We start from the raw sequence: 26462 nt of genomic DNA on the forward strand, positions 1-26462 counted from the left end.
ACGTGAAAACAGCGTAAAAGTGGGTCGTTAGCTCAGTTGGTAGAGCAGTTGACTTTTAATCAATTGGTCGCAGGTTCGAATCCTGCACGACCCACCACTTAACGCACACCAGCAGTACAGAGTGGGTGATTAGCTCAGTTGGTAGAGCATCTCCTTTACACGGAGGGGGTCGGCGGTTCGAGCCCGTCATCACCCACCACTCGGGTCGTTAGCTCAGTTGGTAGAGCAGTTGACTTTTAATCAATTGGTCGCAGGTTCGAATCCTGCACGACCCACCAATTTTATTGGTTCCGAGTGATAATTCAGGCAACACCCAAAAGGGTCGTTAGCTCAGTTGGTAGAGCAGTTGACTTTTAATCAATTGGTCGCAGGTTCGAATCCTGCACGACCCACCAGCCTGAATAAATTTGAAGTACATCCCGCAAGGGGTCGTTAGCTCAGTTGGTAGAGCAGTTGACTTTTAATCAATTGGTCGCAGGTTCGAATCCTGCACGACCCACCAGTGTAGAAAGGCGCCCTAAAGGCGCCTTTTTGCTATCTGCCGTCTGTGCAGGTCGGGCAAGGCGAATCCGCCAGCCGACAAATGCTATCCGCACCTATTTCCGGTGACTTTTCCTCTCATATTCGCTATCTTGTTTAGTATACAAAACACAATTGCCATGCGTTTTGCTATGTCATGCAAAAGAAAGGCAATATTGTTAAGCCCGTAAAACGAGAAGCCATAATGAGCGTGATGTTTGATCCTGAAGCCGCAATCTATCCGTTTCCGCCAAAGCCTGTCCCGCTGAGCCAGGACGAAAAGCAATTCTACCGTGAGAAGATCAAACGTCTTCTCAAAGAACGAGATGCGGTGATGGTAGCCCATTACTACACCGACCCGGAAATTCAGCAGCTGGCGGAAGAGACCGGGGGCTGTATTTCTGACTCACTGGAGATGGCACGCTTCGGTGCAAAACATCCTGCTTCCACGCTGCTGGTTGCTGGCGTGCGTTTTATGGGCGAAACGGCAAAGATCCTGAGCCCTGAAAAAACCATTCTGATGCCGACGCTTAATGCGGAGTGTTCACTGGATCTCGGCTGCCCGATTGACGAATTCACGGCCTTCTGTGACGCCTACCCTGACCGGACCGTGGTGGTTTACGCCAACACCTCTGCGGCGGTAAAAGCGCGGGCAGACTGGGTTGTCACCTCCAGCATCGCCGTTGAGCTGATTGAACATCTGGATAGCCTGGGCGAGAAAATTATCTGGGCGCCTGACCGCCATCTTGGAAATTATGTCCAGAAGCAGACGGGGGCTGACGTTCTCTGCTGGCAGGGGGCCTGCATTGTGCACGACGAATTCAAAACCCAGGCGCTGGCGCGCATGAAGGCACTTTATCCTGACGCCGCGATTCTTGTTCACCCTGAATCACCGCAGTCGATTGTCGACATGGCGGACGCCGTGGGCTCAACCAGCCAGCTTATCAACGCGGCCAGAACGCTGCCTAACAGGCAGCTCATCGTGGCGACCGATCGCGGTATCTTCTACAAGATGCAGCAGGCCGTGCCGGAGAAAGAGCTCCTTGAAGCGCCAACGGCGGGCGAGGGCGCAACGTGTCGCAGCTGTGCGCATTGTCCGTGGATGGCGATGAACGGCCTGAAGGCCATTGCCGAAGGGCTCGAGACGGGCGGGGCAGCACATGAAATCCATGTGGATGCCGCCCTGCGTGAAGGTGCATTAATTCCGCTTAACCGCATGCTGGATTTTGCGGCTACACTACGTACTTAATTCAAAACGACCGGGGAAAAGATGGATTTTTTTAGCACGCAGAACATTCTGGTTCATATACCGATTGGTGCAGGTGGCTATGACCTGTCATGGATTGAGGCCGTTGGCACGCTGGCGGGATTACTCTGTATCTGGCTGGCAAGCCTGGAGAAGATTAGCAACTACGCGTTCGGGCTGATTAACGTTACGCTGTTTGCGATTATCTTCTTCCAGATCCAGCTGTACGCCAGCCTGCTTTTGCAGCTGTTCTTCTTCGCCGCCAATATTTACGGCTGGTACGCGTGGTCGCGTCAGAACAGCCAGCAGGAGGCAGAACTGCAGATCCGCTGGCTTCCATTGCCGAAAGCCATCGCCTGGTTTGTCGCCTGCGTGGTCGCCATTGGTTTAATGACCGTCTATATCAACCCGGTGTTTGCGTTCCTGACCCGCGTTGCCGTTTCGGTCATGTCCGGTTTCGGCCTGAACGTGACGATGCCCGAGCTCCAGCCGGATGCCTTCCCGTTCTGGGATTCCTGCATGATGGTGCTGTCGATTGCGGCGATGATCCTGATGACCCGTAAATACGTTGAGAACTGGCTGCTGTGGGTCATCATCAACGTGATCAGCGTGGCAATCTTCGCCCTGCAGGGCGTCTATGCGATGTCGCTGGAATATCTGCTGCTGACCTTCATCGCGCTGAACGGCAGCCGGATGTGGATTAAGAGCGCGCGTGAGCGGGGTTCTCACGCGCTTTCCAGCTAGTGGTGATGCTGATGTGAATGTCCGGACTGCGCCTCGTTAAGGTGGCAGTCCGGCCCGTTACAGGGCTGATACTCCATCTGGATGGTGGCGTGGCCAATTTCGTAGTGATGTTCAAGAAAATGCTGGATGCGTTCAAGCAGCGCATCGTGGTCGTGAGGCGGGATCACCTGGACGTGCAGCGTCATGACCGGTTTTTCCCCTACCAGCCAGACGTGCACGTGATGAACATTGCGGACTTCCGGGACTGAACGGCGCAGGTTGCGCTTCAGCTCGTCAATATCCATCGATGCCGGTGCCCCTTCAAGCAGTTCATTCACGCTCTCCTTCAGCAGCCGCCAGGCGCTGCGCAAGACCAGACACGACACCAGCACGGACAGAATCGGATCGACAGGCGTCCAGCCGGTGTAGAGGATCACCAGCGCGGCGACAATCGCCCCGACTGAGCCGAGTAAATCCCCCAGAACATGCAGAGCCGCAGCGCGCACGTTGAGGTTCTTTTCCCCGCTGCCGCGGTGCAAAATCCAGAAGGCGAGGATATTCGCCAGCAGCCCCGCCACGGCAATCACCATCATTGTCGCCCCGGCGATCGGCTGCGGGTGTCTGAAGCGCTGTACGGCCTCCCAGACGATAAGAACGGTAATGACCACCAGCGCAATAGCGTTAACAAACGCGGCGAGGGTTGTCAGCCTCAGCCAGCCGAAGGTATGGCGCGCATTGGGAGGACGACGCGCAAACTGCACCGCCAGCAGGGCGAAGAGCAGCGCTGCGGCATCGGTCAGCATATGCCCGGCATCAGCCAGTAGCGCCAGAGAGCCGGAAATCAGGCCGCCAATGACCTCGATAACCATAAACGTTGCCGTGACGCCAAAGGCCAGCATCAGTCGTTTAGCGTTGTCGTTGCCGGGAGAGGGTGAGTGGGAATGGGAGTGCGCCATGTCTGCTTTCCTGATGTGTTATTGTTTTTAGTGTAGCGTTTTTAATAGGTTACTCCAAAAAGAAAGGAGAGCCAGAGCTCTCCTTTTTCTTACCGAACATCCCCATTACTGGGTGGTGCCATCGGTTTTGGTATTCGCGTCGTTTCCTACTTTGTCATTAGGGTCAGGGCATTTGCCGTCCTTGCACATTGAGTTCTTATGAACCTCGTCCGAACTCATATTGTCATGATTCATGGTGCCGGAACCGCTGCCGTTGGGATGCAGCATGGTACCTCCGGTGTTAGTGTTGCCGGTATTGATCTGGCTGTTGTCGACATTATTCGGGGCGATATTCTGTTTCGCATCAGGTGCGGGCTGGCCTGCTGCCGCAGCGGCATTCGCATCACCGTTGCTGTCTGATGTGCCCGTTTCCGCGGCCAGGACGCTGCCGCTGGCCAGAGTGAGTGTGGCGGTCAGGAAGAGGGTTGCCAGTTTTGTCATTTTCATCATGGTGCTCCTGTTCTTGTCGTTACGCTGGATAACATTCTCCAACAGTGCATCTTTTTCTGAGGCGAAAGATTCCGCCTTACGGACTTACGCCAGTAGGGAATCGCGTTTAAGCGTGTAAAATTGGTTGTTACAGTTAAAAAGCTTAGGTTAGATCTCATTTTTCGCTATTTTGTGGCGATTTTTAGGCGAATTCCAGGAATTATCTGCGTGAAGTGTAAAACCGTGTTTACACTTCCTGGTCGACAAGATAGATTGAAAGGATTGCTTTCATTACTAAAGATATGGCAGAGCTGGAAAGAAAATGAATTATCAGAACGACGATTTACGTATTAAAGAGATCAATGAGTTATTACCTCCTGTAGCGCTCCTTGAGAAATTCCCCGCCACTGAAAATGCCGCAAATACGGTTTCTCATGCTCGTAAAGCGATCCATAAGATCCTGAAAGGTAATGACGATCGTCTTCTGGTGGTGATTGGTCCGTGCTCTATTCACGATCCTGCAGCTGCGAAAGAGTACGCAGCCCGTCTGCTCACCCTCCGTGAAGAGCTGAAGGACGAGCTGGAAATCGTGATGCGCGTTTATTTTGAAAAACCGCGCACCACCGTGGGCTGGAAAGGGCTGATTAACGATCCACATATGGATAACAGCTTCCAGATCAACGACGGCCTGCGCATTGCGCGCAAGCTGCTGCTGGAGATCAACGACAGCGGCCTGCCTGCGGCCGGTGAATTCCTCGACATGATTACGCCACAATATCTGGCAGACCTGATGAGCTGGGGCGCAATTGGTGCCCGCACAACCGAATCTCAGGTTCACCGCGAGCTGGCGTCCGGTCTTTCTTGCCCGGTGGGTTTCAAAAACGGCACTGACGGCACCATTAAGGTGGCTATCGACGCCATCAACGCAGCGGGTGCGCCGCACTGCTTCCTGTCCGTGACCAAATGGGGCCATTCCGCCATCGTTAACACCAGCGGTAACGGTGACTGCCATATCATTCTGCGCGGCGGCAAAGAGCCGAACTACAGCGCGAAACACGTGGCGGAAGTGAAGGTCGGGCTGGAAAAAGCCGGGCTGCCACCGCAGGTGATGATCGATTTCAGCCATGCCAACTCCAGCAAGCAGTTTAAAAAGCAGATGGAAGTGGGTGCAGACGTCTGCCAGCAGATTGCCGGCGGTGAGAAGGCGGTGATTGGGGTAATGATCGAAAGCCATCTGGTTGAAGGTAACCAGAACCTGGAAGGCAGCGAGCCGCTGGTGTATGGCAAAAGCGTCACCGATGCCTGCATTGGCTGGGACGATACCGATACCATCCTGCGTCAGCTGGCGAATGCGGTAAAAGCGCGCCGCGGCTGAATTCTCAGGCACAAATAAAAAAGCGCGGAAGGCTCCGCGCTTTTTTTTATGCCTTGCGAAAGTTACTTCGCTTTACCCTGGTTCGCGACAGCCGCTGCTTTCGCCGCGATCTCTTCTGCGTTACCCAGATAGTAGTGTTTGATTGGCTTGAAGTTTTCGTCGAACTCATACACCAGCGGTACGCCGGTTGGGATGTTCAGTTCGAGGATTTCGTCTTCACCCATGTTGTCCAGGTATTTCACCAGCGCACGCAGGGAGTTACCGTGAGCAGCGATGATCACGCGCTCGCCGCTTTTCAGGCGTGGCAGAATGGTTTCGTTCCAGTAAGGCACAACGCGGTCGATGGTCAGCGCCAGGCTTTCGGTGGTTGGCAGCTCAGCGTCGGTCAGCTTCGCGTAGCGCGGGTCGTGGCCCGGGTAACGCTCGTCATCTTTGGTCAGTTCTGGTGGAGTGATTGCGAAGCCGCGACGCCACTGTTTAACCTGCTCATCGCCATATTTCTCAGCGGTTTCCGCTTTGTTCAGGCCCTGCAGCGCACCGTAGTGACGTTCGTTCAGTTTCCAGGACTTCTCAACCGGCAGCCAGGCCTGATCCAGTTCGTCCAGCACGTTCCACAGGGTGTGGATGGCACGTTTCAGCACAGAGGTGTAAGCAAAATCAAAGCTGAAGCCTTCTTCCTTCAGCAGTTTACCCGCTGCTTTTGCTTCGCTTACGCCTTTCTCAGACAGATCAACGTCGTACCAACCGGTAAAGCGGTTTTCGTTGTTCCACTGGCTTTCGCCGTGACGCACCAGGACCAGCTTAGTTATAGCCATCTCTTACTCCTCAAGCATTTTTAGAATGATAACAATTCTCATTATATTGCCGTGGCCGTGCCACCAGCAACGCTTAACCCTAACCATAGCGAAAATAGTCTCTGAGTGTAAGATGCTTGTGAATCCAGGGTTATGATTTTGTCTGCGATCGGCGCTATTTTCAGCAAGGCGCGCAGAAAAAAGCCCTCCGGAGGGAGGGCTGGATATTAATGTGGAATAAAATGATATTCCGTCATGCTCACGTACTCTTTACCCGTGCGCAGCACGCAGTCCGGCTGCGGCCATTCCGGATGGTTCGGGCTGTCCGGCAGGAACTCGCTCTCCAGCGCCAGGCCTTGCCAGTCGCTGTACTCATCATGTTCGCGCGCCGTCGTGCCGCCGAGGTAGTTGCCTGAGTAAAACTGCAGGGCAGGGGCAGTGGTATAAACCGTCATCTGCAGTTTCTCATCCGCAGACCAGACCTGCGCGGCAGGCTGTTTCACATCGCCTTTGGCCTGCAGCAGGAAAGCGTGGTCGTAGCCTTTCACCTTGCGCTGATCGTCATCACTCATGAAATCCTGGGCGATGGACTTCGCGCTGCGGAAGTCAAAGCTGGTGCCGCTCACGTCTTTAAGGCCCTGATACGGAATGCCCATCTCGTCAACCGGCAGATACGCATCCGCCAGGATCTGCAGCTTGTGCTCACGCACGTCGCACTGGTTACCGTCCAGATTAAAGTACGCGTGGTTGGTCAGGTTGACCGGACACGGCTTGTCGACCGTCGCACGGTATTCAATGGCGATACGGTTGTCGTCGGTCAGCGTAAAGCGCGCGGACGCGACAAGGTTCCCCGGGAAGCCCTGATCGCCATCAGGCGAATCCAGCGAGAACAGCACTTCGCCATCGTTTTGACGAACAATCTTCCAGCGGCGTTTATCAAACCCGTCCGGTCCGCCGTGCAGCTGGTTCTCACCCTGGCTTGGAAGCAGGGTGTACTGCACGCCGTCGAGTTCAAAACGGCTCTTCGCGATGCGGTTAGCATAGCGCCCGACGGACGCGCCCAGATAGGCGGACTGATTGACGTACTGCTCAGGCGAGGCGCAGCCGAGCAGTGTCTCGCGCACGCTGCCGTCCGGCATCGGTACGCGGGCAGAAAGAAGGGTTGCCCCCCAGTCCATCACCGTAACGACCATCCCCGCGCTGTTGCGCAGGGTTAACAGGCGATACGGCAGACCATCCGGTGCAAGGGTAGGTGTTTCGTTTAGCACTGTCCGGCTCCTTGTGATGCTTTACAAACATAGAAGGTTTCTTTGATACCCGTTTTTGCTTCGTACTGCTTCGCCACGGCATCCTGTACGGCAGGGACCAGCTCTTCTGGCACCAGCGCAACGATGCAGCCGCCAAAACCGCCGCCCGTCATGCGCACGCCGCCTTTGTCGCCAATGGTGGCTTTAACGATGTCCACCAGGGTGTCGATCTGCGGAACGGTGATTTCAAAATCATCGCGCATGGAGGCGTGAGATTCCGCCATCAGCTCACCCATGCGTTTCAGGTCACCTTTTGCCAGCGCGGACGCGGCTTCAACGGTACGGGCATTTTCCGTCAGCACGTGACGAACGCGTTTGGCGACAACCGGATCAAGCTCGTGCGCCACTTTGTTAAATTCATTGAGCGTCACGTCGCGCAGGGCAGGCTGCTGGAAGAAGCGGGCGCCGGTTTCGCACTGCTGGCGGCGGGTGTTGTATTCGCTGCCCACCAGCGTGCGCTTAAAGTTGCTGTTGACGATCACCACAGCCGCGCCTTTCGGCAGGGGAACGGCTTTGGTGCCCAGCGAGCGGCAATCAATTAACAGGGCATGCTCTTTTTTGCCCAGCGCGGAGATCAGCTGGTCCATAATGCCGCAGTTGCAGCCCACGAACTGGTTTTCTGCTTCCTGACCGTTCAGGGCGATTTGCGCGCCATCCAGCGGCAGATGATAAAGCTGCTGGAACACGGTGCCCACGGCGACTTCCAGCGACGCAGAGGAGCTTAAGCCCGCACCCTGCGGCACGTTGCCGCTGATAACTAAATCGGCACCGCCAAAGTTCTTGTTACGCTTCTGAAGGTGTTTCACCACGCCGCGCACGTAGTTAGACCACTGCTGGCTGTCGTGCGTCACAATCGGGGCATCGAGGGAAAACTCGTCCGTTTCATTACCGTAATCCGCCGCAATCACGCGAACTTTACGGTCGTCGCGCTTCGCGCAGCTGATGACGGTCTGGTAATCGATGGCGCACGGCAGCACGAAACCGTCGTTATAGTCGGTGTGTTCACCGATCAGGTTAACGCGGCCTGGCGCCTGAATAACGTGGGTGGCAGGGTAGCCAAATTTCTCAGCAAACAGGGATTGTGTTTTATCTTTCAGACTCATTTTTTAGACTCCTGATTCGCGATAGTGGACGTCGCTAACGGCACGCAGACGTTCTGCCGCCTGTTCCGCCGTCAGGTCACGCTGGGTTTCCGCCAGCATTTCATAGCCCACCATGAATTTACGCACCGTCGCAGAGCGCAGCAGCGGCGGATAGAAATGGGCGTGCAGCTGCCAGTGTTGATTCTCTTCGTCGTTAAACGGGGCGCCGTGCCAGCCCATGGAGTACGGGAAAGAGCACTGGAAGAGGTTGTCGTAACGGCTGGTCAGCTTTTTCAGCGCCAGGGCAAGGTCGTCGCGCTGCGCGTCGCTAAGATCGGTGATGCGCTGCACGTGCGCTTTCGGCAGCAGCAGCGTTTCAAACGGCCAGGCGGCCCAGTAAGGGACGACGGCCAGCCAGTGTTCGGTTTCCACCACGGTGCGGCTGCCGTCGGCCAGCTCGCGCTGGGTGTAATCCACCAGCATCGGCGAACCGTTTTCCGCGTAATACGCTTTCTGTAGACGGTCCTCACGCTCGGCTTCGTTAGGCAGGAAGCTGTTCGCCCAGATCTGGCCGTGCGGGTGCGGGTTAGAGCAGCCCATGGCCGCGCCTTTGTTTTCGAACACCTGCACCCACGGATAGCTCTGCCCCAGCTCTGCGGTTTGCGCCTGCCAGGTGCTGACGACCTCTTTCAGCGCGTCCACGCTCAGCTCCGGCAGCGTTTTGCTGTGATCGGGCGAGAAGCAGATCACGCGGCTGGTTCCGCGCGCGCTTTCGCAGCGCATCAGCGGATCGTGGCTTTCCGGCGCGTCCGGCGTGTCGGTCATCAGCGCGGCAAAATCGTTGGTGAACACGAAGGTGCCTTTGTAGTCCGGGTTTTTATCCCCGGTGACGCGCGTGTTGCCCGGACAGAGGAAGCAGTCCGGGTCGTGCTGTGGCAGCGTCTGTTTTGCAGGCGTCTCCTGCGCGCCCTGCCAGGGGCGCTTGGCGCGATGCGGAGAAACCAAAATCCATTGCCCGCTTAACGGGTTAAAACGACGATGCGGATGATCGACGGGATTAAATTGCGTCATGACGGATCCTTAGTCCGGATAGCCTTGCGGGTGGCGTGACTGCCAGTGCCAGGTATCCTGTGCCATTTCATCAAGCGTGCGCGTCACACGCCAGTTAAGCTCTTTGTCGGCTTTGGTGGCATCGGCCCAGTAAGCAGGCAGGTCGCCATCACGACGCGGAGCGAAGTGGTAGTTCACCGGCTTGCCGCAGGCTTTGCTGAAGGCGTTAACCACGTCCAGCACGCTGCTGCCGACCCCGGCGCCGAGGTTGTAAATATGCACGCCCGGTTTGTTGGCCAGCTGCTGCATGGCCGCAACGTGACCGTCGGCCAGATCCATCACGTGGATGTAGTCGCGCACGCCGGTACCGTCTTCGGTCGGATAGTCATTGCCAAAAATCGCCAGCGAGTCGCGGCGACCCACCGCAACCTGGGCGATATACGGCATCAGGTTATTCGGGATGCCCTGCGGATCTTCACCCATGTCGCCAGACGGATGCGCGCCGACCGGGTTGAAGTAGCGCAGTAAGGCGATGCTCCACTCCGGCTGTGCTTTTTGCAGGTCGGTCAGGATCTGCTCCACCATCAGCTTGCTTTTGCCGTACGGGCTTTGCGGGGTACCGGTCGGGAAGCTTTCAACGTAAGGGATTTTGGGCTGATCGCCGTAGACGGTGGCGGAGGAGCTAAAGATGAAGTTTTTGACGTTGGCCGCGCGCATGGCGGAGATGAGACGCAGAGTACCGTTGACGTTGTTGTCGTAATACTCGAGCGGCTTCGCAACGGATTCACCGACCGCTTTCAGACCCGCGAAGTGGATCACCGCTTCGATGGCGTGGTCGTGAAGGATCTCGGTCATCAGCGCTTCGTTGCGGATGTCGCCTTCCACGAAAGTCGGTTGTTTACCGCCAAGGCGTTCAATCACCGGCAGCACGCTGCGCTTACTGTTGCACAGGTTGTCGAGGATGATGACGTCGTGACCGTTTTGCAGCAGTTGCACGCAGGTATGACTACCTATGTAACCGCTACCACCTGTTACCAGAACTCGCATATTTCGCTCCATTGGGCTTATGGTATGTAATAACCATAGCATAACAGAGACGCGAAAAGTGTGACATGGGATAAAATAGTGGAATCGTTTACACTCGTTTTCACACTCGCTTTTTCAATGACTGAGTGCATTCTAGATCAAAGAGATAGCCATGTATTGATGCAAGTTATCTGAAAAAGAGGAGGGCAGAGCCCTCCACGGTTAATCGACGTTACTGAGAAGGTAGCGATAACTCCCACCGTCCGGCACAAACTCCAGGCGATGCGTGATGCAGGCGGGGGCATCTTCGGCATGATGTGAAACGAACAGCAGCTGCGTTTCACCTTCGCTAATCAGCACGTCCACAAAGCGGCGGATAAGCTGGCGATTCAGCGGATCGAGTCCCTGCAGCGGTTCGTCGAGGATCAGAAGCGTAGGGTGTTTCACCAGCGCGCGAACGATCAGGGCCAGACGCTGCTGTCCCCACGACAGACTATGAAACGGTGCGTCAGCGACCCGGTTGTCCATGCCCAGGATATCCAGCCACTGCTGGGCGAGCTTGTGTTGTTTGTCAGACACCGCCTGATAAATACCGATGGAATCAAAATACCCGGAAAGGATCGCGTTGCGTACCGTGGTACTGACCCGGTAATCCAGATGCAGGCTGCTGCTGACGTAGCCGATATGTTTTTTAATATCCCAGATGGTTTCGCCGCTGCCGCGACGCCGACCAAACAGCGTCAGATCGTTGCTATAGCCCTGCGGGTGATCGCCGGTTATCAGGCTCAGCAGCGTGGATTTTCCCGCGCCGTTAGGTCCGACGATCTGCCAGTGCTCGCCGGGATTGACCGTCCAGCTAAGACGGTTAAGGATCGGGCGATCGTCATAAGAGACCATCCCATCCCGCAGCACGATGCGTGGCTGGTGGGGATCGAGCGCATGGCGGGCCGAAGGGGCGTCAGGTTCCGGAAGCGTAATTCCGTCGAGTTGTTCACTGTGCGCGAGCTGGGCAATGAGCGCCTGCTTGAGAAGCGCTGTTTTTTCACCGGTCTCGGTCAGGTTACAGTCGGCCAGTACGCCCGCGTGCTGAATAAAATCCGGAATTTCATCGAAGCGGTTAAGCACCAAAACCAGGGTATATCCCTGCTGATTAAGCGACTCCAGCAGGGCCGCCAGCTGCGCACGGGACTGCACGTCAAGGCCGTCAAAGGGTTCGTCGAGGATAAGCAGCTCGGGCTCGCTCATCAGCGCCTGGCAAAGCAGCGTTTTTCGCGTCTCGCCGGTTGAAAGGTATTTAAAGCGCCGGTTGAGCAGGGCGGTGATGCCGAACCGTTCTGCCAGACGCTGACAGCGGGCGGGATCTTTCACCTCATCCTGAATAATTTCCGCCGTCGTACGGCCGGTATCTTCTTCGCCAGGGCTTAGTAAATCAGTGTTATTGCGCTGCCACTCGTCGCTTACCAGCTTTTGCAATTGTTCAAATGACAGGCGCGTCAGGCGCGTAAAGTCGCCCTGGCATTCGCCCTTGAGGAGGGGGAGCTCGCCGGCCAGCGCGCGGGCCAGCGCGGATTTACCGCTGCCGTTAGTGCCGACAAACGCCCAGCTTTCACCCGCGCGTATCGTCAAATCAGCAATCGTCAGCGTTCGGGTATCGCTAAGACGAAACGTGCCTTGCGAAATATGCAATGATGACATGGTTTATCCCTGTTTTTGCAGCAACAGATATCAGGGATACGCACTGTCGGCGCGATTGTCAATGCGCTCAGCACAATGTGGCGATAATCACCCGGTCTGCGTTGAACCAGGCGGTAACGACAGAACCTTCTTCTAAACCGTCCGCTTCGCTAAGCGGTATCGTCGCGCAAAGCGGTTGCCCGTCTGCGAGGGTCATCAGCACTTCGCACTGCGCCTGGCCGCGTTCGATATGGCTAATAGCGCCCTGGAGCTGGTTATCGGCCGCCTTTGCGGCGTCGGGATCGCGCGTGATATTGACCCACGGCGCTTTCAGCAGCACCAGCACCTCTTTACCTTCATCGAGCTCAAGGCGCTCTGCGCTCTGCGCCGTTATTGCGGCCTTCAGACGGGTGGTGCCATCGGCAAGCAGGATCTCAATATGCTGCTGTACCTGCAGATTGTCGCGCGCCGTCACCGTACCAAACCACTGGTTGCGGGCGCTGGTTTGTAACGAGAAGCGGGAAATGGCGGCCAGCAAGCTGTCCAGCGGAACGTTATCGTCGTCGCTCAACACATCGAACGCCTTTTGCTGGATCTGGGCCAGCAGATCGTAAAGCTGAATAAGGCGCTGGCCATAGCGCGTCACGATCGCACCGCCGCCGCCTTTGCCGCCTGTGGCTCTGTCCACCAGCGGGTGTTCGCTCAGGGTGTTCATTTCGTTGATGGCGTCCCAGGCACTTTTGTAGCTGATGCCCGCGTTTTTCGCCCCCTGGCTAATTGAGCCCGTTTGTTCTATTTGTTTAAGCAGGGCGATACGTCGCGGATCGGCGAAAAGCTTTTGCTGAAGTCGTAGAGTGAGAAGAATTTCGGCCTGCATAACAGTGTCCTGGCAAAAAGAGTATTGTGGCCTAAATGGTGCAGGGCGCAAAGGGTACCGCACAAAAGGGGATGTTTTTCTCACTTGAAAGGGTAGAATGAGCCGTTCACAATATCTGGAGAAAACCATGTTAGAGTTGTTGAAAAGTCTGGTATTCGCCGTGATCATGGTACCAGTAGTGATGGCCATCATCCTCGGTGCCATCTACGGCCTGGGTGAAGTGTTCAACGTCTTTTCGAACATTGGTCATAAAGACCAGGCTAAAAAGCAGCATTGATTCCCCACAAAACGCCCGGCCAGTCCGGGCGTTTTGCTCTCAAGATTTTCCCGTCTACGCCGATATTATTTAACGCATCACACCGGTTTACCCCTTCAGCGGTACGATTAAACGCTGGGATCTCCCTGACGTAATCGTTATATTAAGATGTATATAACGCTACTCACAGGAGTTACAGATGGCACGTTCATGGATACGCCTTTTCGCAGGGGCAACGCTGACGCTTTCACTTACCGGACACGCGCTGGCGGACGAGGGTAAAATCACCGTCTTTGCCGCGGCGTCGCTGACCAACGCGCTGCAGGACATCGCGGCGGCGTATAAAAAAGAGAAAAACGTCGAGGTGGTCTCCTCGTTTGCCTCTTCCTCGACGCTGGCGCGCCAGATAGAAGCGGGCGCACCGGCGGATCTGTTCATCTCGGCTGACCAGAAGTGGATGGATTACGCGGCGGAGAAGAAATCGATTGATGCGACAACCCGCGAAACGCTGCTGGGGAATAGTCTGGTTGTCGTGGCGCCAAAAGCCAGCGCGCAGGCGGACTTCACCATCAACAAAGAGACCCACTGGACGAGCCTGCTGAACGGTGGCCGTCTGGCCGTAGGCGACCCGGAGCACGTTCCGGCGGGGATTTATGCCAAAGAAGCGCTGCAAAAGCTGGGTGCATGGGAGACATTGTCACCGAAGCTGGCCCCGGCGGAAGACGTGCGCGGCGCGCTGGCGCTGGTAGAACGCAACGAAGCCCCGCTGGGCATTGTGTATGGCTCTGATGCCGTTGCCAGTAAAGGTGTAAAAGTGGTCGCAACGTTCCCGGAAGACTCCCACAAGAAAGTGGAATATCCTGTTGCGATTGTTGATGGACATAAAAATGCGGCCGTGACGGCCTTCCGCGATTACCTGAAAGGGCCGGAGGCGTCCGCAATCTTTAAACGTTATGGATTCACGACTCACTGATGATATTGACCGATCCTGAATGGCAGGCTGTTCTGCTGAGCCTAAAAGTCTCTTCCCTGGCGGTTGCGCTGAGCTTGCCCTTTGGGATCTTCTTTGCCTGGCTACTGGTTCGCTGTCAGTTTCCCGGCAAAACGCTGCTCGACAGCGTGCTTCATCTTCCGCTCGTTTTGCCGCCCGTGGTGGTCGGTTACCTGCTGCTGATTTCGATGGGGCGACGCGGTTTTATCGGCGAGAAGCTCTACGACTGGTTTGGGCTGACGTTTGCGTTCAGCTGGCGCGGTGCGGTCCTGGCGGCGGCGGTGATGTCATTCCCGCTGATGGTGAGGGCGATCCGCCTCGCGCTGGAAGGCGTGGACATGAAGCTCGAACAGGCGGCCCGCACGCTGGGCGCAGGGCGCTGGCGCGTCTTTTTCACCATCACGCTCCCGCTTACGCTACCGGGCATTATTGTCGGGACGGTGCTAGCCTTTGCCCGCTCGCTGGGCGAGTTTGGCGCGACGATCACGTTTGTGTCGAACATCCCCGGCGAGACGCGAACCATCCCGTCGGCAATGTACACCCTGATTCAAACGCCGGGCGGTGAAGGCGCGGCGGCGCGGCTGTGTATTATTTCAATTGTGCTGGCGCTGGTATCGCTAATGGTGTCTGAATGGCTGGCGCGGCTTAGCCGCGAGCGGATGGGGAAATAAGCATGCTGGAACTCCATTTTACCCAGACGCTGGGAAACCATACCCTGACGCTTAACGAAACGCTGCCAACCAGCGGTATCACCGCTATCTTTGGCGTGTCGGGGGCGGGAAAAACGTCGCTGATTAATGCCATCAGCGGCCTGACCCGCCCGCAGTCTGGCCGTATTGTCCTGAATGACCGCGTCCTGAATGACGTGGAGAATAAGGTTTACCTCTCGCCGGATAAGCGCCGCATCGGCTATGTTTTCCAGGACGCGCGCCTGTTCCCGCACTACAGCGTGCGCGGCAACCTGCGTTACGGCATGGCGAAAAGCATGGCCGGGCAGTTTGACAAGCTGGTGACGCTTTTAGGCATTGAACCTCTGCTCGACAGGCTGCCCTCCTCGCTCTCCGGTGGAGAAAAACAGCGTGTGGCCATTGGCCGCGCGTTGCTGACCGCACCCGAACTGCTGCTGCTCGACGAACCGCTGGCCTCGCTCGATATTCCGCGTAAACGCGAACTTCTGCCTTATCTTCAGCGCCTGACGCGCGAAATTAATATTCCGATGCTCTACGTCAGCCATTCGCTGGACGAAATCCTCCATCTGGCCGACAAGGTGCTGGTGCTGGAAGAGGGCAGCGTGAAGGCCTTCGGCAACCTGGAAGAGGTATGGGGCAGCAGCGTAATGCACCCCTGGTTACCCCGGGAACAGCAGAGCAGCATTCTTAAAGTGAGCGTTCTGGAACATCATCCGCACTACGCGATGACCGCCCTGGCGCTGGGTGACCAGCATCTGTGGGTCAATAAGATCGACAAACCGCTACAGTCCGCGCTGCGAATTCGCATCCAGGCGTCGGACGTCTCGCTGGTGCTGCAGCCGCCGCTGCAAACCAGTATTCGAAATATTCTGCGCGCCAAAGTCGCGGAGTGTTTTGATGATAACGGGCAGGTGGAAGTGAAGCTTGAAGTGGGGAGCAGGACGCTCTGGGCGCGCATCAGCCCGTGGGCGAGGGATGAGTTAGGGATCAAACCCGGCCTGTGGCTTTACGCGCAAATTAAGAGCGTCTCGATCACCGCCTGATTACAGCAGGTGGGTGTAAATGTACTGCGCGATGCTGTCGGTGGTGTTGTCGCCAATCACCACGTTGGCGCGGGCTTTGACCGCATCATCGGCATTGCCCATCGCCACGCCGGTACCGGCGGCTTCCAGCATGCTGATGTCGTTATAGTTGTCGCCGAAGGCGATCACGTCACGCATCGACCCGCCCTGCGATTCCACATACTGCGTCAGGCGCTTGCCTTTGCTGTTGCCTTTGCGGGCAATATCCACCTGGTCATGCCAGGACCATTCGCACTCCAGACCCAGCGTGTGTTCCACGTGTTTTGCGAAGGTATTCAGTTTGGTGGTGTCTTCATCGGTCAGGGCGAATTTCCAGATAGCCTCAACGTCCTGGGCTGCCTGACGCAGGGAGGAAACCTGGGTAAAGACCGGACGCTGCGCTTCAGGCAGGGACAACGCCCAGTTGCTTGTGCGCACCACGTGGCCTGTAGGACGCTCGTACACCATCGCGTTATCCACGTACATCAGGCCGTGAACGGCATGCTCATCCAGCAGATCGATCAGCTGCAGCGCCTGGGGAACCGGCAGCGGGTCGGATTCTAAAACCTTTTTTGCCTGATAATCATACAAATAAGTGCCATTACAACAAATTGCAGGTGTATCTAACGCCAGTGCCTGATAAAAAGGGTGAATGGCAACGTGATGTCGACCCGTTACGATAAGGAGTTGATATCCCACTTCCTGCGCGCGTTTTAGCGCCTCAAGGGAGGAGGGGAGAAGGGTTTTTTGCGGCGTCAGTAAGGTACCGTCTAAATCCAGAGCAATCACACGCGAGGTCATCTGTTTTCCCGGGTTAATATTGAATTTACGTTTTGATGGGATGGTACACCGAGAGGCGAACGCTTCAAAATTCCTGTCGACAATTCAGCATTCACCGTCAAAAGTTAACTACTTTCATGCGCAGTGAGGAGTGAATATTCATGAAACAAACCGTTTATACCGCCAGTCCTGAAAGCCAGCAGATCCACGTCTGGCGTTTAAATACCAAAGGGACACTCACGCTGGTTCAGGTTGTTGATGTGCCAGGCCAGGTGCAACCGATGGTCATCAGCCCGGATAAACGTTTCTTGTACGTGGGTGTGCGCCCGGAGTTCCGCGTGCTGGCCTATCGTATTTCTCCGGACGATGGCGCGCTGACGTACACTGCCGAAGCCCCGTTGCCGGGCAGCCCAACCCATATCTCGACCGATCGTAAAGGCAACTTTGTCTTCAGCGGCTCGTATAACGCGGGCTGCGTCAGCGTAACGCGTCTGGAAGATGGTATTCCGGTCGAAACCGTGGATGTGGTGGAAGGGCTTGAAGGCTGCCACTCGGCGAATATCTCTCCGGATAACCGCACGCTGTGGGTGCCTGCGCTGAAGCAGGATCGTATCTGCCTGTTCACCCTGAGCGACGATGGTCACCTGGTGGCGCAGAATCCTGCCGAAGTGACTACCGTTGAAGGCGCCGGTCCGCGCCATATGGTCTTCCATCCGAACCAGCAGTACGCCTACGTGGTCAATGAGCTGAACAGCTCTGTGGACGTATGGGAGCTGAAAGATCCAAACGGCCAGATTGAGTGCGTGCAGACGCTGGACATGATGCCGTCTGATTTCTCCGATACCCGCTGGGCGGCGGATATCCACATTACGCCAAATGGCCGCCATCTGTACGCCTGTGACCGTACCTCCAGCCTGATTACCGTCTTTAGCGTCTCTGAAGACGGCAGCGTGCTGGCGATTGAAGGGTTCCAGCCAACGGAAACCCAGCCGCGCGGCTTTAATATCGATCACAGCGGTAAATACCTGATTGCGGCGGGGCAGAAATCCCACCACATCGCGCTGTATGAAATTAAAGGCGAGCAGGGGCTACTGGAAGAGAAAGGGCGTTATGCCGTAGGCCAGGGGCCAATGTGGGTCGTGGTAAACGCTCACTAAGCGGCTAAAAACAAAAAACCTCGCGAATGCGAGGTTTTTTTATGCCCGGTAAACGCAGCGCCACCGGGCAAAACAGCTTACTGCTTCGGCTCAGCAACCACTTTGCTACCCAGACCGCGGTTGTTGTATTCCCACATGCGGTTGAAGTTAGCGTCGTTCAGGTTGCGCTGCACGTTCCCTTTATCATCCACCGCACCGGTATTGCCGGAGAATGGACGTTTGGAGATCGCGGCATCAGCCCACGGCTTCGCCATGTTGAAGCCTTCATTGATCACGCTGTCGCGGATCACGACCTGACCGTTGGTCGCAGAGTCCACGTCCAGGGAGCGTCCCAGCTGCGCCACGCCGTCACCGGCAGCGTTAAAGCGGCTGTTCACGGCCAGGAAGCCGTAGAAGAGGTTAGACTGGGTTGCCGGAGCAAACACGTAACCTTCCTGCTGAGTGCGGGAGTTCACCACGCGGAAATCGGTATTATCAAACACCACCGCGCCGCGACCGGACACCAGATCCACGTCACCTTCAACGTAGCTGTTGGTCACCAGAGTACGGGTCAGGCGGTTATTCTGCAGGGTGTTCTGCACGCCGCTGTTGGTCACGAAGAAGGTGTTCTGACGGCCCAGAATGTTGACGTTATTAATCTGCACCTTATCGCCATCGCTACGCAGCGCAACGGCCTGGTGGCTGCCGGCATCAACGCTGTCGCCCAGGGTATTCTGAATGGTCAGGTTCTGCAGCTGCAGACCGTTATTCTGAGACCAGAATACCGCCGAGCACATCACGCCAATGGTGGCGGAACGCTTGCTCTGGCAGTTATCAAACATATACCACGCCGGTTTGCCCGGCATATATTTACCGGCCGGATTCACCAGGTGACGCCAGGCGTTGCTGTCGATTTCGGAATCAATCGCCAGGCCAATTTTTACGTCGATCGCTTTTTCGCCCAGACCGTAAAGCGTAATGCTGCCAGGGGCCGCCGGAACATACACGGTGCCTTCATATTCACCCGGCAGGATCGCGATGTACTGGCGAGACGCGCTGTGTTTAGTGATGGCAGCATCAACCGCAGCCTGAATAGAGGTATGCGTTACGCCCTGCGCACCCGCCGGGCCAACCACGAAGTCAGGCTGTTTAGGCAGGTTGATAGACGACGGTGTCCACGGCGCAGCGTTAGGATCCATCGCCGAGAAGTAGTGCGCACGATCGAAGTTCTTCGCTTCATCAGCGGACAAAATCGGGCGGGAGGCGGTACCGGGCGCAACCTGCTCAGAAGGACGCTGATCCGGTGGTGTTGAACTGCATGCGGATAAGGTCACGCCAAAGGCGAGTGCTAACGCCAGACGGGAAATCCTGGAAATGTTCAAGGTAGAGCTCCTGGGTATGCAAGTCTTAAACGGGATAGACGAAATAGCCTGCTTTTTTATACTAAGTTGAGCGAAACGGGAAGATAAAAAGGGTAAAAGTTGCATTTTTAGCCCCGGAGCGGCAGGTAAGTGATCACAAATAAATAACATTTTCAGTCAAGGCGGTTGACAGTAGACGGTGGATGCAAATAAATGTCTATACAACCTAAGACAAGTGGAATGCCCCATGCAGCAGATTCATCCCGACGATGTAATATGGCGAAATGCGCGACTGGCTACGATGGCGCCGGACGTACCTGCGCCTTATGGACTGAAAGAGCAACACGCCCTGGTCGTGCGCGGCCACACTATTCTGGCCGCGATCCCTGAATCTGACATTCCTTCGGGACACCGACACTGTGTCGATCTTCAGGGACGTCTGGTCACGCCTGGCCTGATTGACTGCCATACCCACCTGGTATTTGGCGGCGACCGCGCGGCGGAGTGGGAGCAGCGTCTGAACGGCGTCTCTTATCAAACCATCAGCGCCCAGGGGGGCGGGATTAACGCTACCGTGACGGCGACGCGCAGCAGCTCAGCCGAAACCTTGCTGAAACTGGCGCAGCAGCGGCTCCAGCGTCTCATGAATGAAGGCGTGACGACCGTTGAAATCAAATCGGGATACGGGCTCAACGCCGAGGCCGAAGAGAAGATGCTGCAGGTTGCCCGCCAGCTGGGCCTCAATAATCCGATTGATATCAGCCCAACGCTGCTGGCGGCCCATGCGGTTCCGCCGGAATACCGGCAGGATCCGGATGCCTACCTCACGCTGGTCTGCGAGCAGATACTGCCTACGCTGTGGCAAAAAGAGTTATATGAAGCAGTCGACGTGTTTTGTGAAAACGTCGGCTTTACCCCGTCGCAGACCGAGCGACTCTTCAAGGCCGCCGCCGCGCTGGGTATCCCGGTGAAAGGGCATGTCGAACAGCTGTCGAATCAGGGCGGCGCGGCGCTGGTCAGCCAGTACAAGGGCCTTTCCGCCGATCATATCGAGTATCTCGACGACGCAGGCGTTCAGGCGATGGCGGAAAGCGGCACGGTTGCCGTCCTGTTGCCGGGTGCGTTCTATTTTCTTCAGGAGCGTCAGCGTCCGCCGGTTGAACAGCTCAGAAAACAGGGCGTGCCGATGGCCGTCGCCACCGACTATAACCCCGGCACCAGCCCGTTTGCGAGCCTGCACCTGGCGATGAACATGGCCTGCGTTCAGTTTGGTCTGACCCCTGAAGAGGCCTGGGCTGGCGTCACGCGCCATGCCGCGCAGGCGCTGGGCCGTGGCGCAACCCACGGACAGCTCAGGACAGGGTTTGTCGCCGATTTTATCGTCTGGGATGCACATCATCCGGTTGAGATGGTCTACGAGCCGGGACGCAATCCGCTGTATCAACGTATTTTCCGTGGGGAGGCAGTATGAGGTTATGGCGGCCCGTAGCCGAAACCGTCTGGCAGGGGCGCGATGACAGCGCCGAGGCCAGCAGTGCAAAGCGCATTTTCCAGACGATAAAGCAGCAGGGCCAGTTCACGCCGCTTTCATCCGGCATCGCGCTGATAGGCTTTGAATGTGATGAAGGGGTAAAACGCAATCAGGGCAGGCCCGGCGCCGTGCAGGCACCGGATATGCTGCGAAAGGCGCTGGCAAATATGGCAAGCCATCAGGGACATGACCGGCTGGCGGATATGGGCTCGGTGTACGTTGAAGGCGGCGAGCTGGAAGCGGCACAGCAGGCGTTAAGCGATGCCGTCACGGCCTGTCAGCAGTCCGGGATGCGCACGCTGGTCTTTGGCGGCGGGCACGAAACCGCGTGGGCGCACGGTCGCGGCGTGCTGGAGGCCTTCCCGAACGAGCGGGTTGTCATTATCAACCTTGATGCCCATCTCGATCTGCGCAGGGCCGACCGGGCCACATCCGGCACCCCGTTTCGCCAGCTGGCGCGCTACTGCGATGAGCGCGGGCGGGAATTTCACTACGCCTGCCTTGGCGTGAGCCGGGCGGCGAACACGCTGGCGCTGTGGGACGAGGCCGAACGCCTGAACGTCACGCTGGTGGAAGATCTCCATTTCAGGCGCGATGCGCTATCCGCCCTGGAAAGGGTGCTGGCGCAGGCCGATCGTATCTATCTGACGATCGATCTGGACGTCCTCTCCGCCAGCGAAATGCCTGCCGTGTCCGCACCGGCTGCGTTAGGCATACCGGCGCTGGATCTTCTCCCGGTTATCGAACAAATCTGCCGTAGCGGTAAGCTACAGGCCGCCGATCTGGTAGAGTTTAACCCGCAGTACGATCGGGACGGACAGGGCGCTAAGCTCGCCGCCCGCCTGGCCTGGCAAATTGCTCACTGGTGGGCATAACACTATTCAAGGAGTCACGATGTTTTCACGCTCACCTCTGCCGCAGTCGAGCCCTCCCGCGCCTTTCTACGAAAAGGTGAAGCAGGCAATTAGCGAAAAAATCGCTACCGGCGTCTGGCGCCCGCACGATCGCATTCCTTCGGAGGCCGAGCTGGTAGCGCAGTTTGGTTTTAGCCGGATGACCGTCAACCGCGCGCTGCGCGAGCTGACCGACGAAGGGCTTCTGGTGCGCCTGCAGGGCGTGGGGACGTTTGTGGCGGAACCGAAAGGACAGTCGGCGCTGTTTGAAATCCGCAGCATTGCGGACGAGATAGCCGCGCGTAATCATCAGCACCGCTGCGAGGTGCTGGTGCTCGAAGAGACCCAGGCCAGCGCCGAGCAGGCCACAGAGCTTAACGTCAAGGAGGGAAGCCGCATTTTCCACTCCGTGATGGTGCATTTCGAAAACGACATTCCGGTGCAGATTGAAGATCGCTGCGTGAACGCTGAGCGGATACCGGACTATCTGAACCAGGATTACACCCAGACCACGCCACACGCCTATCTCTCGCTCGTCGCACCGCTGACGGAAGGGGAGCACATTGTGGAGGCCGTGCGCGCCACGCCGCAGGAGTGCGAAAGGCTACGCATTAAAGAGCACGATCCGTGCCTGCTGATCCGCCGTCGAACCTGGTCCTCGTCGCACATTGTGTCGCATGCCCGGCTGCTTTTCCCGGGGAATCGCTACCGGCTGCAGGGCCACTTCATGTCATAAGTTTTATAAGCGTGATCGCTAACGCAATATAACAAAATTGTATCTTTTTTGTTAAATCTGACCTTGTGTGTGCTTGTCTATACAAGTATATCTAAATGCATCATCTGTCCCCTATGAGGAGCACACAATGTCGTCAGGTAAATACCGCCAGCAGGACGTCCGCGCCGCGCGCGGCACCACGCTTACCGCCAAAAGCTGGCTCACCGAAGCCCCGCTGCGCATGTTGATGAACAACCTCGACCCTGAGGTGGCGGAAAACCCCCACGAGCTGGTGGTCTACGGCGGCATTGGCCGCGCCGCGCGCAACTGGGAATGCTATGACGCAATTGTAAAATCCCTGACCGAACTCGAACACGACGAAACCCTGCTGGTACAGTCCGGCAAGCCGGTTGGCGTGTTCAAAACGCACAAAAACGCGCCGCGCGTGCTGATCGCTAACTCTAACCTCGTGCCGCACTGGGCGACGTGGGAACACTTCAATGAACTGGACGCGAAAGGGCTGGCGATGTATGGCCAGATGACCGCGGGTAGCTGGATCTACATCGGCAGCCAGGGGATCGTGCAGGGCACCTACGAGACCTTCGTGGAAGCCGGTCGCCAGCACTATAACGGCTCGCTGAAAGGCCGCTGGGTGCTGACCGCGGGTCTCGGCGGCATGGGCGGCGCGCAGCCGCTGGCCGCCACGCTTGCCGGCGCGTGCTCGCTCAACATTGAGTGCCAGCAGAGCCGCATTGATTTCCGTCTGCGCACCCGCTACGTCGATGAGCAGGCAACCGATCTGGACGATGCGCTGGCGCGCATCAAAAAATACACCTCCGAAGGCAAAGCGGTGTCGATTGCCCTGTGCGGCAACGCGGCGGACATTCTCCCGCAGCTCGTCGCCCGCGGCGTGCGTCCGGATCTGGTCACCGACCAGACCAGCGCCCATGACCCGCTGCACGGTTACCTGCCAAAAGGCTGGGCGTGGGAAGAATATCAGCAAAAAGCGGAAACCGACCCGGAAGGCACGGTGCTTGCTGCGAAACGCGCCATGGCCGAGCACGTCTCCGCCATGCTGGCCTTCAGCCAGATGGGCATTCCGACCTTTGACTACGGCAACAACATCCGCCAGATGGCGAAAGAGATGGGCGTGAATAACGCCTTTGACTTCCCGGGCTTCGTTCCTGCCTATATCCGCCCGCTGTTCTGCCGCGGCATCGGTCCGTTCCGCTGGGTTGCCCTGTCCGGTGACCCGGAGGATATCTACAAAACTGACGCCAAAGTGAAGGAGATCGTCGCCGATGACGAACACCTGCATCACTGGCTGGACATGGCCCGCGAGCGCATTAACTTCCAGGGCCTGCCGGCGCGTATCTGCTGGGTAGGGCTGGAGTGGCGTCAAAAACTCGGCCTTGCCTTCAACGAAATGGTGCGCAGCGGTGAAGTTTCCGCGCCGATCGTCATCGGCCGCGATCACCTGGACTCCGGCTCCGTCGCCAGCCCGAACCGCGAAACCGAAGCCATGCGCGACGGCTCGGATGCGGTCTCCGACTGGCCGCTGCTGAACGCTCTGCTGAACACCGCCAGCGGCGCGACCTGGGTGTCGCTGCACCACGGCGGCGGCGTGGGGATGGGCTTCTCCCAGCATTCCGGGATGGTCATCGTCTGCGACGGAACCGATGAAGCCGCCGCGCGTATCGCTCGCGTGCTGCACAACGACCCGGCCACCGGCGTGATGCGTCACGCGGATGCGGGTTACGAAATTGCCATTGACTGTGCCAAAGAGCAGGGCCTTAACCTGCCGATGATCCCTGCCACACAAGGAAAGCATTAATGAACGCATTAACACTTACTCCCGGCTCGCTGACGCTCAAGCAGCTGCGTAACGTCTGGCGTAAACCGGTCACCCTTTCGCTGGATGCAAGTGCCCACGCCGCCATTAACGACAGCGTCGCCTGCGTCGAAGCCATCGTTGCCGAAGGGCGCACCGCCTACGGGATTAACACCGGATTTGGCCTGCTGGCGCAGACCCGCATCGCGACACACGATCTGGAAAACTTACAGCGTTCGCTGGTGCTGTCACATGCGGCGGGCGTGGGTCAGCCGCTGGATGATGAGATTGTCCGTCTGATGATGGTGCTCAAAATCAACAGCCTGGCCCGCGGCTTCTCCGGCATTCGCCTGAGCGTGATTCAGGCGCTGATGGCGCTGGTCAATGCGGAAGTCTATCCGTGGATCCCGGCAAAAGGTTCCGTTGGCGCATCCGGCGATCTTGCGCCGCTGGCGCACATGTCGCTGCTGCTGCTGGGCGAAGGCAAAGCGCGCTGGCAGGGCGAGTGGCTTCCTGCGAAAGAGGCGCTGAAAAAAGCCGGGCTAAACCCGATCACCCTGGCGGCGAAAGAGGGGCTGGCGCTGCTGAACGGCACGCAGGCATCGACCGCTTTCGCGCTGCGCGGCCTCTTTGAAGCGGAAGATCTGTTTGCCTCGGCGGTGGTGTGCGGTGCGCTGACTACCGAAGCCGTGCTGGGCTCGCGCCGCCCGTTCGATGCCCGCATCCACGAGGTGCGCGGTCAGCGCGGGCAGATTGATGCCGCCGCGATGTACCGTCACGTGCTTACCGACACCAGCGAAATTGCCGATTCACACCATAACTGCGAGAAGGTTCAGGATCCGTATTCCCTGCGCTGCCAGCCGCAGGTGATGGGCGCGTGCCTGACGCAGCTGCGTCAGGCGGTAGAAGTGCTGCTGGTGGAGGCCAACGCGGTTTCCGATAACCCGCTGGTGTTCGCCCAGGAAAACGAGGTGGTTTCCGGGGGCAACTTCCACGCCGAGCCGGTGGCAATGGCGGCGGATAATATCGCCCTGGCGATTGCCGAAGTCGGCGCGTTGTCCGAGCGCCGCATCGCGCTGATGATGGATAAACATATGTCCCAGCTACCGCCGTTCCTGGTGCGTAACGGCGGGGTCAACTCGGGCTTTATGATTGCCCAGGTGACCGCAGCGGCGCTGGCGAGCGAGAACAAAGCCCTGTCGCACCCGCACAGCGTGGACAGCCTGCCAACGTCAGCGAACCAGGAAGATCACGTTTCGATGGCGCCGGCTGCCGGGCGTCGTCTGTGGGAAATGGCTTCCAACACCCGCGGCGTGCTGGCGGTGGAATGGCTGGCGGCATGTCAGGGTGTCGATCTGCGTGAAGGGCTAAAATCCAGCCCGCTGCTGGAGCAGGCGCGTCATGCGCTGCGCGAGCACGTATCGCACTACGATGACGACCGCTTCTTTGCGCCGGATATTGATAAGGCGATGCAGCTTCTGGAAGAGGGAAGCCTTGTAGGACTGCTACCTTCAGTGCTGTGATTTTTTGCCCTGACCCTCTCCCACAGGGAGAGGGAATTGCCCGGTTTTCTCCCTCTCCCTGTGGGAGAGGGCCGGGGTGAGGGCATCAGCCCGCACTATTATGAATACATCGCCGTAATCGACGCGCTGCCCAGCGAATGGAAATGCACGTTAAACCCTACCATCGCGCCGCTCGCCCCTTCATCGACCTCAATCTTCTCCACATCCAGCGCGTGCACCGTGAAGATATAGCGGTGGGTTTCCCCTTTTGGCGGCGCCGCGCCGCCGTAGCCCGCTTTACCAAAGTCAGTGCGCGTCTGAATGGCGCCTTCAGGCAGGGCAACCAGGTCTGAACCGGAACCCTGCGGCAGGACGCGCGTGTCGGCAGGCAGGTTCGCCACAATCCAGTGCCACCAGCCGGAGCCGGTCGGCGCATCCGGGTCGTAGCAGGTCACGACAAAGCTTTTTGTTCCGGCCGGAACCTCGTCCCACGCCAGGTGCGGGGAGATATTGTCTCCCTGATACCCCATGCCGTTGAATACGTGGCGTTCCGGCAGTTTTTCACCGTCGCGCAGATCTTTACTGATGATTTTCATACGGTTTACCCTCGTTGATCGCT

25 protein-coding genes and 5 tRNA genes are annotated in these 26462 nt (G+C 57.5%); 18 read left to right on the forward strand and 12 right to left on the reverse strand.

Annotated elements, in window-relative coordinates; genetic code table 11:
* Window positions 1–21 precede the first annotated feature (21 nt).
* The 7 genes from EnteroDNA1_RS20335 (at window position 22) to pnuC (ending at window position 2509) form a co-directional block, all read left to right on the forward strand.
* Window positions 22–97 (forward strand) — tRNA-Lys (locus EnteroDNA1_RS20335).
* 26 nt (window positions 98–123) lie between these two features.
* Window positions 124–199: transfer RNA gene (locus tag EnteroDNA1_RS20340), tRNA-Val, on the forward strand.
* A 3-nt stretch (window positions 200–202) separates the two neighbouring features.
* Window positions 203–278 (forward strand) — tRNA-Lys (locus tag EnteroDNA1_RS20345).
* A gap of 41 nt (window positions 279–319) precedes the next feature.
* Window positions 320–395, forward strand: a tRNA-Lys gene (locus EnteroDNA1_RS20350).
* 31 nt (window positions 396–426) lie between these two features.
* Window positions 427–502, forward strand: a tRNA-Lys gene (locus EnteroDNA1_RS20355).
* Window positions 503–724: 222 nt separating this feature from the next.
* Window positions 725–1768 carry a quinolinate synthase NadA gene (gene nadA, locus EnteroDNA1_RS20360; RefSeq protein WP_069303829.1) on the forward strand — a complete coding sequence of 348 codons (1044 nt, stop codon included), beginning with the start codon at window positions 725–727 and terminating at the stop codon, window positions 1766–1768.
* Window positions 1769–1789: 21 nt separating this feature from the next.
* Window positions 1790–2509 carry a nicotinamide riboside transporter PnuC gene (gene pnuC / locus EnteroDNA1_RS20365; protein WP_047061376.1) on the forward strand — a complete coding sequence of 240 codons (720 nt, stop codon included), beginning with the start codon at window positions 1790–1792 and terminating at the stop codon, window positions 2507–2509.
* On the opposite strand, the gene zitB is transcribed toward pnuC, so the two are convergent.
* Together zitB and EnteroDNA1_RS20375 are read right to left on the reverse strand one after the other, a co-directional pair.
* The gene (gene zitB / locus EnteroDNA1_RS20370; protein ID WP_058841708.1) at window positions 2506–3444 is read right to left on the reverse strand and encodes a CDF family zinc transporter ZitB; all 939 of its coding nucleotides are present in this window, start codon (window positions 3442–3444) and stop codon (window positions 2506–2508) included. The two genes, pnuC and zitB, sit on opposite strands and share 4 nt — an antisense overlap.
* Window positions 3445–3549: 105 nt before the next feature.
* Window positions 3550–3930, reverse strand: coding sequence for a protein YbgS (locus EnteroDNA1_RS20375; protein WP_032661161.1), 381 nt, complete (start codon window positions 3928–3930; stop codon window positions 3550–3552).
* 304 nt (window positions 3931–4234) lie between these two features.
* Here EnteroDNA1_RS20375 and aroG point away from each other — a divergent pair, with 304 nt between their 5' ends.
* The gene (gene aroG / locus EnteroDNA1_RS20380; RefSeq protein WP_024908788.1) at window positions 4235–5287 is read left to right on the forward strand and encodes a 3-deoxy-7-phosphoheptulonate synthase AroG; all 1053 of its coding nucleotides are present in this window, start codon (window positions 4235–4237) and stop codon (window positions 5285–5287) included.
* Between the two features lie 62 nt (window positions 5288–5349).
* Here the strand turns inward: aroG and gpmA are convergent, their stop codons facing one another.
* The 7 genes from gpmA to modE all read right to left on the reverse strand — a co-directional run bounded on the left by gpmA (window position 5350) and on the right by modE (window position 13097).
* On the reverse strand, window positions 5350–6102 hold the full coding sequence (gene gpmA, locus EnteroDNA1_RS20385; RefSeq protein WP_023310804.1) for a 2,3-diphosphoglycerate-dependent phosphoglycerate mutase: 753 nt from the start codon (window positions 6100–6102) through the stop codon (window positions 5350–5352).
* Window positions 6103–6308: 206 nt separating this feature from the next.
* Window positions 6309–7349 (reverse strand): galactose-1-epimerase, encoded by a 1041-nt coding sequence (gene galM / locus EnteroDNA1_RS20390; protein WP_048980885.1) that lies wholly within the window; start codon window positions 7347–7349, stop codon window positions 6309–6311.
* Window positions 7343–8491: a galactokinase gene (galK, locus tag EnteroDNA1_RS20395; RefSeq protein WP_029739550.1), complete on the reverse strand. Its 1149-nt coding sequence runs from the start codon at window positions 8489–8491 to the stop codon at window positions 7343–7345. The genes galM and galK overlap by 7 nt, the downstream gene beginning before the upstream one ends.
* Window positions 8492–8494: 3 nt before the next feature.
* Window positions 8495–9541 carry a galactose-1-phosphate uridylyltransferase gene (gene galT / locus EnteroDNA1_RS20400; protein WP_069303830.1) on the reverse strand — a complete coding sequence of 349 codons (1047 nt, stop codon included), beginning with the start codon at window positions 9539–9541 and terminating at the stop codon, window positions 8495–8497.
* 9 nt (window positions 9542–9550) lie between these two features.
* Window positions 9551–10567: a UDP-glucose 4-epimerase GalE gene (galE, locus tag EnteroDNA1_RS20405; RefSeq protein ID WP_023334950.1), complete on the reverse strand. Its 1017-nt coding sequence runs from the start codon at window positions 10565–10567 to the stop codon at window positions 9551–9553.
* A gap of 201 nt (window positions 10568–10768) precedes the next feature.
* The gene (gene modF / locus EnteroDNA1_RS20410; protein WP_069303831.1) at window positions 10769–12241 is read right to left on the reverse strand and encodes a molybdate ABC transporter ATP-binding protein ModF; all 1473 of its coding nucleotides are present in this window, start codon (window positions 12239–12241) and stop codon (window positions 10769–10771) included.
* 67 nt (window positions 12242–12308) lie between these two features.
* Entirely contained in the window at window positions 12309–13097 is a 789-nt protein-coding gene (gene modE / locus EnteroDNA1_RS20415) for a molybdenum-dependent transcriptional regulator (RefSeq protein ID WP_069303832.1), read from the reverse strand.
* Window positions 13098–13224: 127 nt separating this feature from the next.
* On the opposite strand from modE, the gene EnteroDNA1_RS20420 reads away from it, so the two are divergent.
* The 4 genes from EnteroDNA1_RS20420 (at window position 13225) to modC (ending at window position 16076) form a co-directional block, all read left to right on the forward strand.
* Window positions 13225–13374: an AcrZ family multidrug efflux pump-associated protein gene (locus tag EnteroDNA1_RS20420; protein WP_023310811.1), complete on the forward strand. Its 150-nt coding sequence runs from the start codon at window positions 13225–13227 to the stop codon at window positions 13372–13374.
* A gap of 178 nt (window positions 13375–13552) precedes the next feature.
* Complete coding sequence (gene modA / locus EnteroDNA1_RS20425; RefSeq protein WP_069303833.1) at window positions 13553–14326, forward strand: molybdate ABC transporter substrate-binding protein; 774 nt, start codon at window positions 13553–13555, stop codon at window positions 14324–14326.
* Window positions 14326–15015, forward strand: coding sequence for a molybdate ABC transporter permease subunit (gene modB, locus EnteroDNA1_RS20430; RefSeq protein ID WP_033144966.1), 690 nt, complete (start codon window positions 14326–14328; stop codon window positions 15013–15015). Before modA ends, modB begins: the two co-directional genes overlap by 1 nt.
* Before the next feature lie 2 nt (window positions 15016–15017).
* Entirely contained in the window at window positions 15018–16076 is a 1059-nt protein-coding gene (gene modC, locus EnteroDNA1_RS20435; protein ID WP_064672111.1) for a molybdenum ABC transporter ATP-binding protein ModC, read from the forward strand.
* On the opposite strand, the gene EnteroDNA1_RS20440 is transcribed toward modC, so the two are convergent.
* A complete protein-coding gene (locus tag EnteroDNA1_RS20440) occupies window positions 16077–16895 on the reverse strand; it encodes a pyridoxal phosphatase (RefSeq protein ID WP_033144968.1) in 819 nt (272 codons plus the stop codon).
* 140 nt (window positions 16896–17035) lie between these two features.
* Between EnteroDNA1_RS20440 and pgl the strand changes: the two genes are divergently transcribed.
* Window positions 17036–18031, forward strand: a complete 996-nt coding sequence (gene pgl, locus EnteroDNA1_RS20445) for a 6-phosphogluconolactonase (RefSeq protein WP_069303834.1) — start codon at window positions 17036–17038, stop codon at window positions 18029–18031.
* Between the two features lie 77 nt (window positions 18032–18108).
* Here the strand turns inward: pgl and EnteroDNA1_RS20450 are convergent, their stop codons facing one another.
* Window positions 18109–19392, reverse strand: coding sequence for a putative acyl-CoA thioester hydrolase (locus tag EnteroDNA1_RS20450; RefSeq protein WP_048976073.1), 1284 nt, complete (start codon window positions 19390–19392; stop codon window positions 18109–18111).
* Window positions 19393–19618: 226 nt separating this feature from the next.
* Between EnteroDNA1_RS20450 and hutI the strand changes: the two genes are divergently transcribed.
* The 5 genes from hutI to hutH all read left to right on the forward strand — a co-directional run bounded on the left by hutI (window position 19619) and on the right by hutH (window position 25864).
* Window positions 19619–20842, forward strand: coding sequence for an imidazolonepropionase (hutI, locus tag EnteroDNA1_RS20455; protein ID WP_069303835.1), 1224 nt, complete (start codon window positions 19619–19621; stop codon window positions 20840–20842).
* The gene (hutG, locus tag EnteroDNA1_RS20460) at window positions 20839–21777 is read left to right on the forward strand and encodes a formimidoylglutamase (RefSeq protein ID WP_069303836.1); all 939 of its coding nucleotides are present in this window, start codon (window positions 20839–20841) and stop codon (window positions 21775–21777) included. Before hutI ends, hutG begins: the two co-directional genes overlap by 4 nt.
* A 19-nt stretch (window positions 21778–21796) precedes the next feature.
* The gene (locus tag EnteroDNA1_RS20465) at window positions 21797–22531 is read left to right on the forward strand and encodes a histidine utilization repressor (RefSeq protein WP_023310841.1); all 735 of its coding nucleotides are present in this window, start codon (window positions 21797–21799) and stop codon (window positions 22529–22531) included.
* 127 nt (window positions 22532–22658) lie between these two features.
* Complete coding sequence (gene hutU, locus EnteroDNA1_RS20470; protein ID WP_069303837.1) at window positions 22659–24344, forward strand: urocanate hydratase; 1686 nt, start codon at window positions 22659–22661, stop codon at window positions 24342–24344.
* Window positions 24344–25864, forward strand: a complete 1521-nt coding sequence (gene hutH / locus EnteroDNA1_RS20475; protein WP_069303838.1) for a histidine ammonia-lyase — start codon at window positions 24344–24346, stop codon at window positions 25862–25864. Before hutU ends, hutH begins: the two co-directional genes overlap by 1 nt.
* 98 nt (window positions 25865–25962) lie before the next feature.
* Here the strand turns inward: hutH and EnteroDNA1_RS20480 are convergent, their stop codons facing one another.
* Window positions 25963–26439, reverse strand: coding sequence for a kinase inhibitor (locus tag EnteroDNA1_RS20480; protein ID WP_008501131.1), 477 nt, complete (start codon window positions 26437–26439; stop codon window positions 25963–25965).
* Between the last annotated feature and the right edge of the window lie 23 nt (window positions 26440–26462).

It is taken from the genome of Enterobacter sp. HK169 (assembly GCF_001719105.1).
In the GTDB taxonomy this organism is placed as follows: domain Bacteria; phylum Pseudomonadota; class Gammaproteobacteria; order Enterobacterales; family Enterobacteriaceae; genus Enterobacter; species Enterobacter asburiae_B.

Bases quoted from the DNA above. Each gene is read 5' to 3' on its own strand.
- galT (WP_069303830.1), bottom strand. From the start codon at position 9,541: ATGACGCAATTTAATCCCGTCGATCATCCGCATCGTCGTTTTAACCCG.
- aroG (WP_024908788.1), top strand. From the start codon at position 4,235: ATGAATTATCAGAACGACGATTTACGTATTAAAGAGATCAATGAGTTA.
- modB (WP_033144966.1), top strand. From the start codon at position 14,326: ATGATATTGACCGATCCTGAATGGCAGGCTGTTCTGCTGAGCCTAAAA.
- nadA (WP_069303829.1), top strand. From the start codon at position 725: ATGAGCGTGATGTTTGATCCTGAAGCCGCAATCTATCCGTTTCCGCCA.
- zitB (WP_058841708.1), bottom strand. From the start codon at position 3,444: ATGGCGCACTCCCATTCCCACTCACCCTCTCCCGGCAACGACAACGCT.
- EnteroDNA1_RS20465 (WP_023310841.1), top strand. From the start codon at position 21,797: ATGTTTTCACGCTCACCTCTGCCGCAGTCGAGCCCTCCCGCGCCTTTC.
- galE (WP_023334950.1), bottom strand. From the start codon at position 10,567: ATGCGAGTTCTGGTAACAGGTGGTAGCGGTTACATAGGTAGTCATACC.
- EnteroDNA1_RS20480 (WP_008501131.1), bottom strand. From the start codon at position 26,439: ATGAAAATCATCAGTAAAGATCTGCGCGACGGTGAAAAACTGCCGGAA.
- hutU (WP_069303837.1), top strand. From the start codon at position 22,659: ATGTCGTCAGGTAAATACCGCCAGCAGGACGTCCGCGCCGCGCGCGGC.
- EnteroDNA1_RS20375 (WP_032661161.1), bottom strand. From the start codon at position 3,930: ATGAAAATGACAAAACTGGCAACCCTCTTCCTGACCGCCACACTCACT.
- EnteroDNA1_RS20440 (WP_033144968.1), bottom strand. From the start codon at position 16,895: ATGACCTCGCGTGTGATTGCTCTGGATTTAGACGGTACCTTACTGACG.
- galK (WP_029739550.1), bottom strand. From the start codon at position 8,491: ATGAGTCTGAAAGATAAAACACAATCCCTGTTTGCTGAGAAATTTGGC.
- modE (WP_069303832.1), bottom strand. From the start codon at position 13,097: ATGCAGGCCGAAATTCTTCTCACTCTACGACTTCAGCAAAAGCTTTTC.
- gpmA (WP_023310804.1), bottom strand. From the start codon at position 6,102: ATGGCTATAACTAAGCTGGTCCTGGTGCGTCACGGCGAAAGCCAGTGG.
- pnuC (WP_047061376.1), top strand. From the start codon at position 1,790: ATGGATTTTTTTAGCACGCAGAACATTCTGGTTCATATACCGATTGGT.
- EnteroDNA1_RS20420 (WP_023310811.1), top strand. From the start codon at position 13,225: ATGTTAGAGTTGTTGAAAAGTCTGGTATTCGCCGTGATCATGGTACCA.
- hutH (WP_069303838.1), top strand. From the start codon at position 24,344: ATGAACGCATTAACACTTACTCCCGGCTCGCTGACGCTCAAGCAGCTG.
- modF (WP_069303831.1), bottom strand. From the start codon at position 12,241: ATGTCATCATTGCATATTTCGCAAGGCACGTTTCGTCTTAGCGATACC.
- modA (WP_069303833.1), top strand. From the start codon at position 13,553: ATGGCACGTTCATGGATACGCCTTTTCGCAGGGGCAACGCTGACGCTT.
- hutG (WP_069303836.1), top strand. From the start codon at position 20,839: ATGAGGTTATGGCGGCCCGTAGCCGAAACCGTCTGGCAGGGGCGCGAT.
- pgl (WP_069303834.1), top strand. From the start codon at position 17,036: ATGAAACAAACCGTTTATACCGCCAGTCCTGAAAGCCAGCAGATCCAC.
- modC (WP_064672111.1), top strand. From the start codon at position 15,018: ATGCTGGAACTCCATTTTACCCAGACGCTGGGAAACCATACCCTGACG.
- hutI (WP_069303835.1), top strand. From the start codon at position 19,619: ATGCAGCAGATTCATCCCGACGATGTAATATGGCGAAATGCGCGACTG.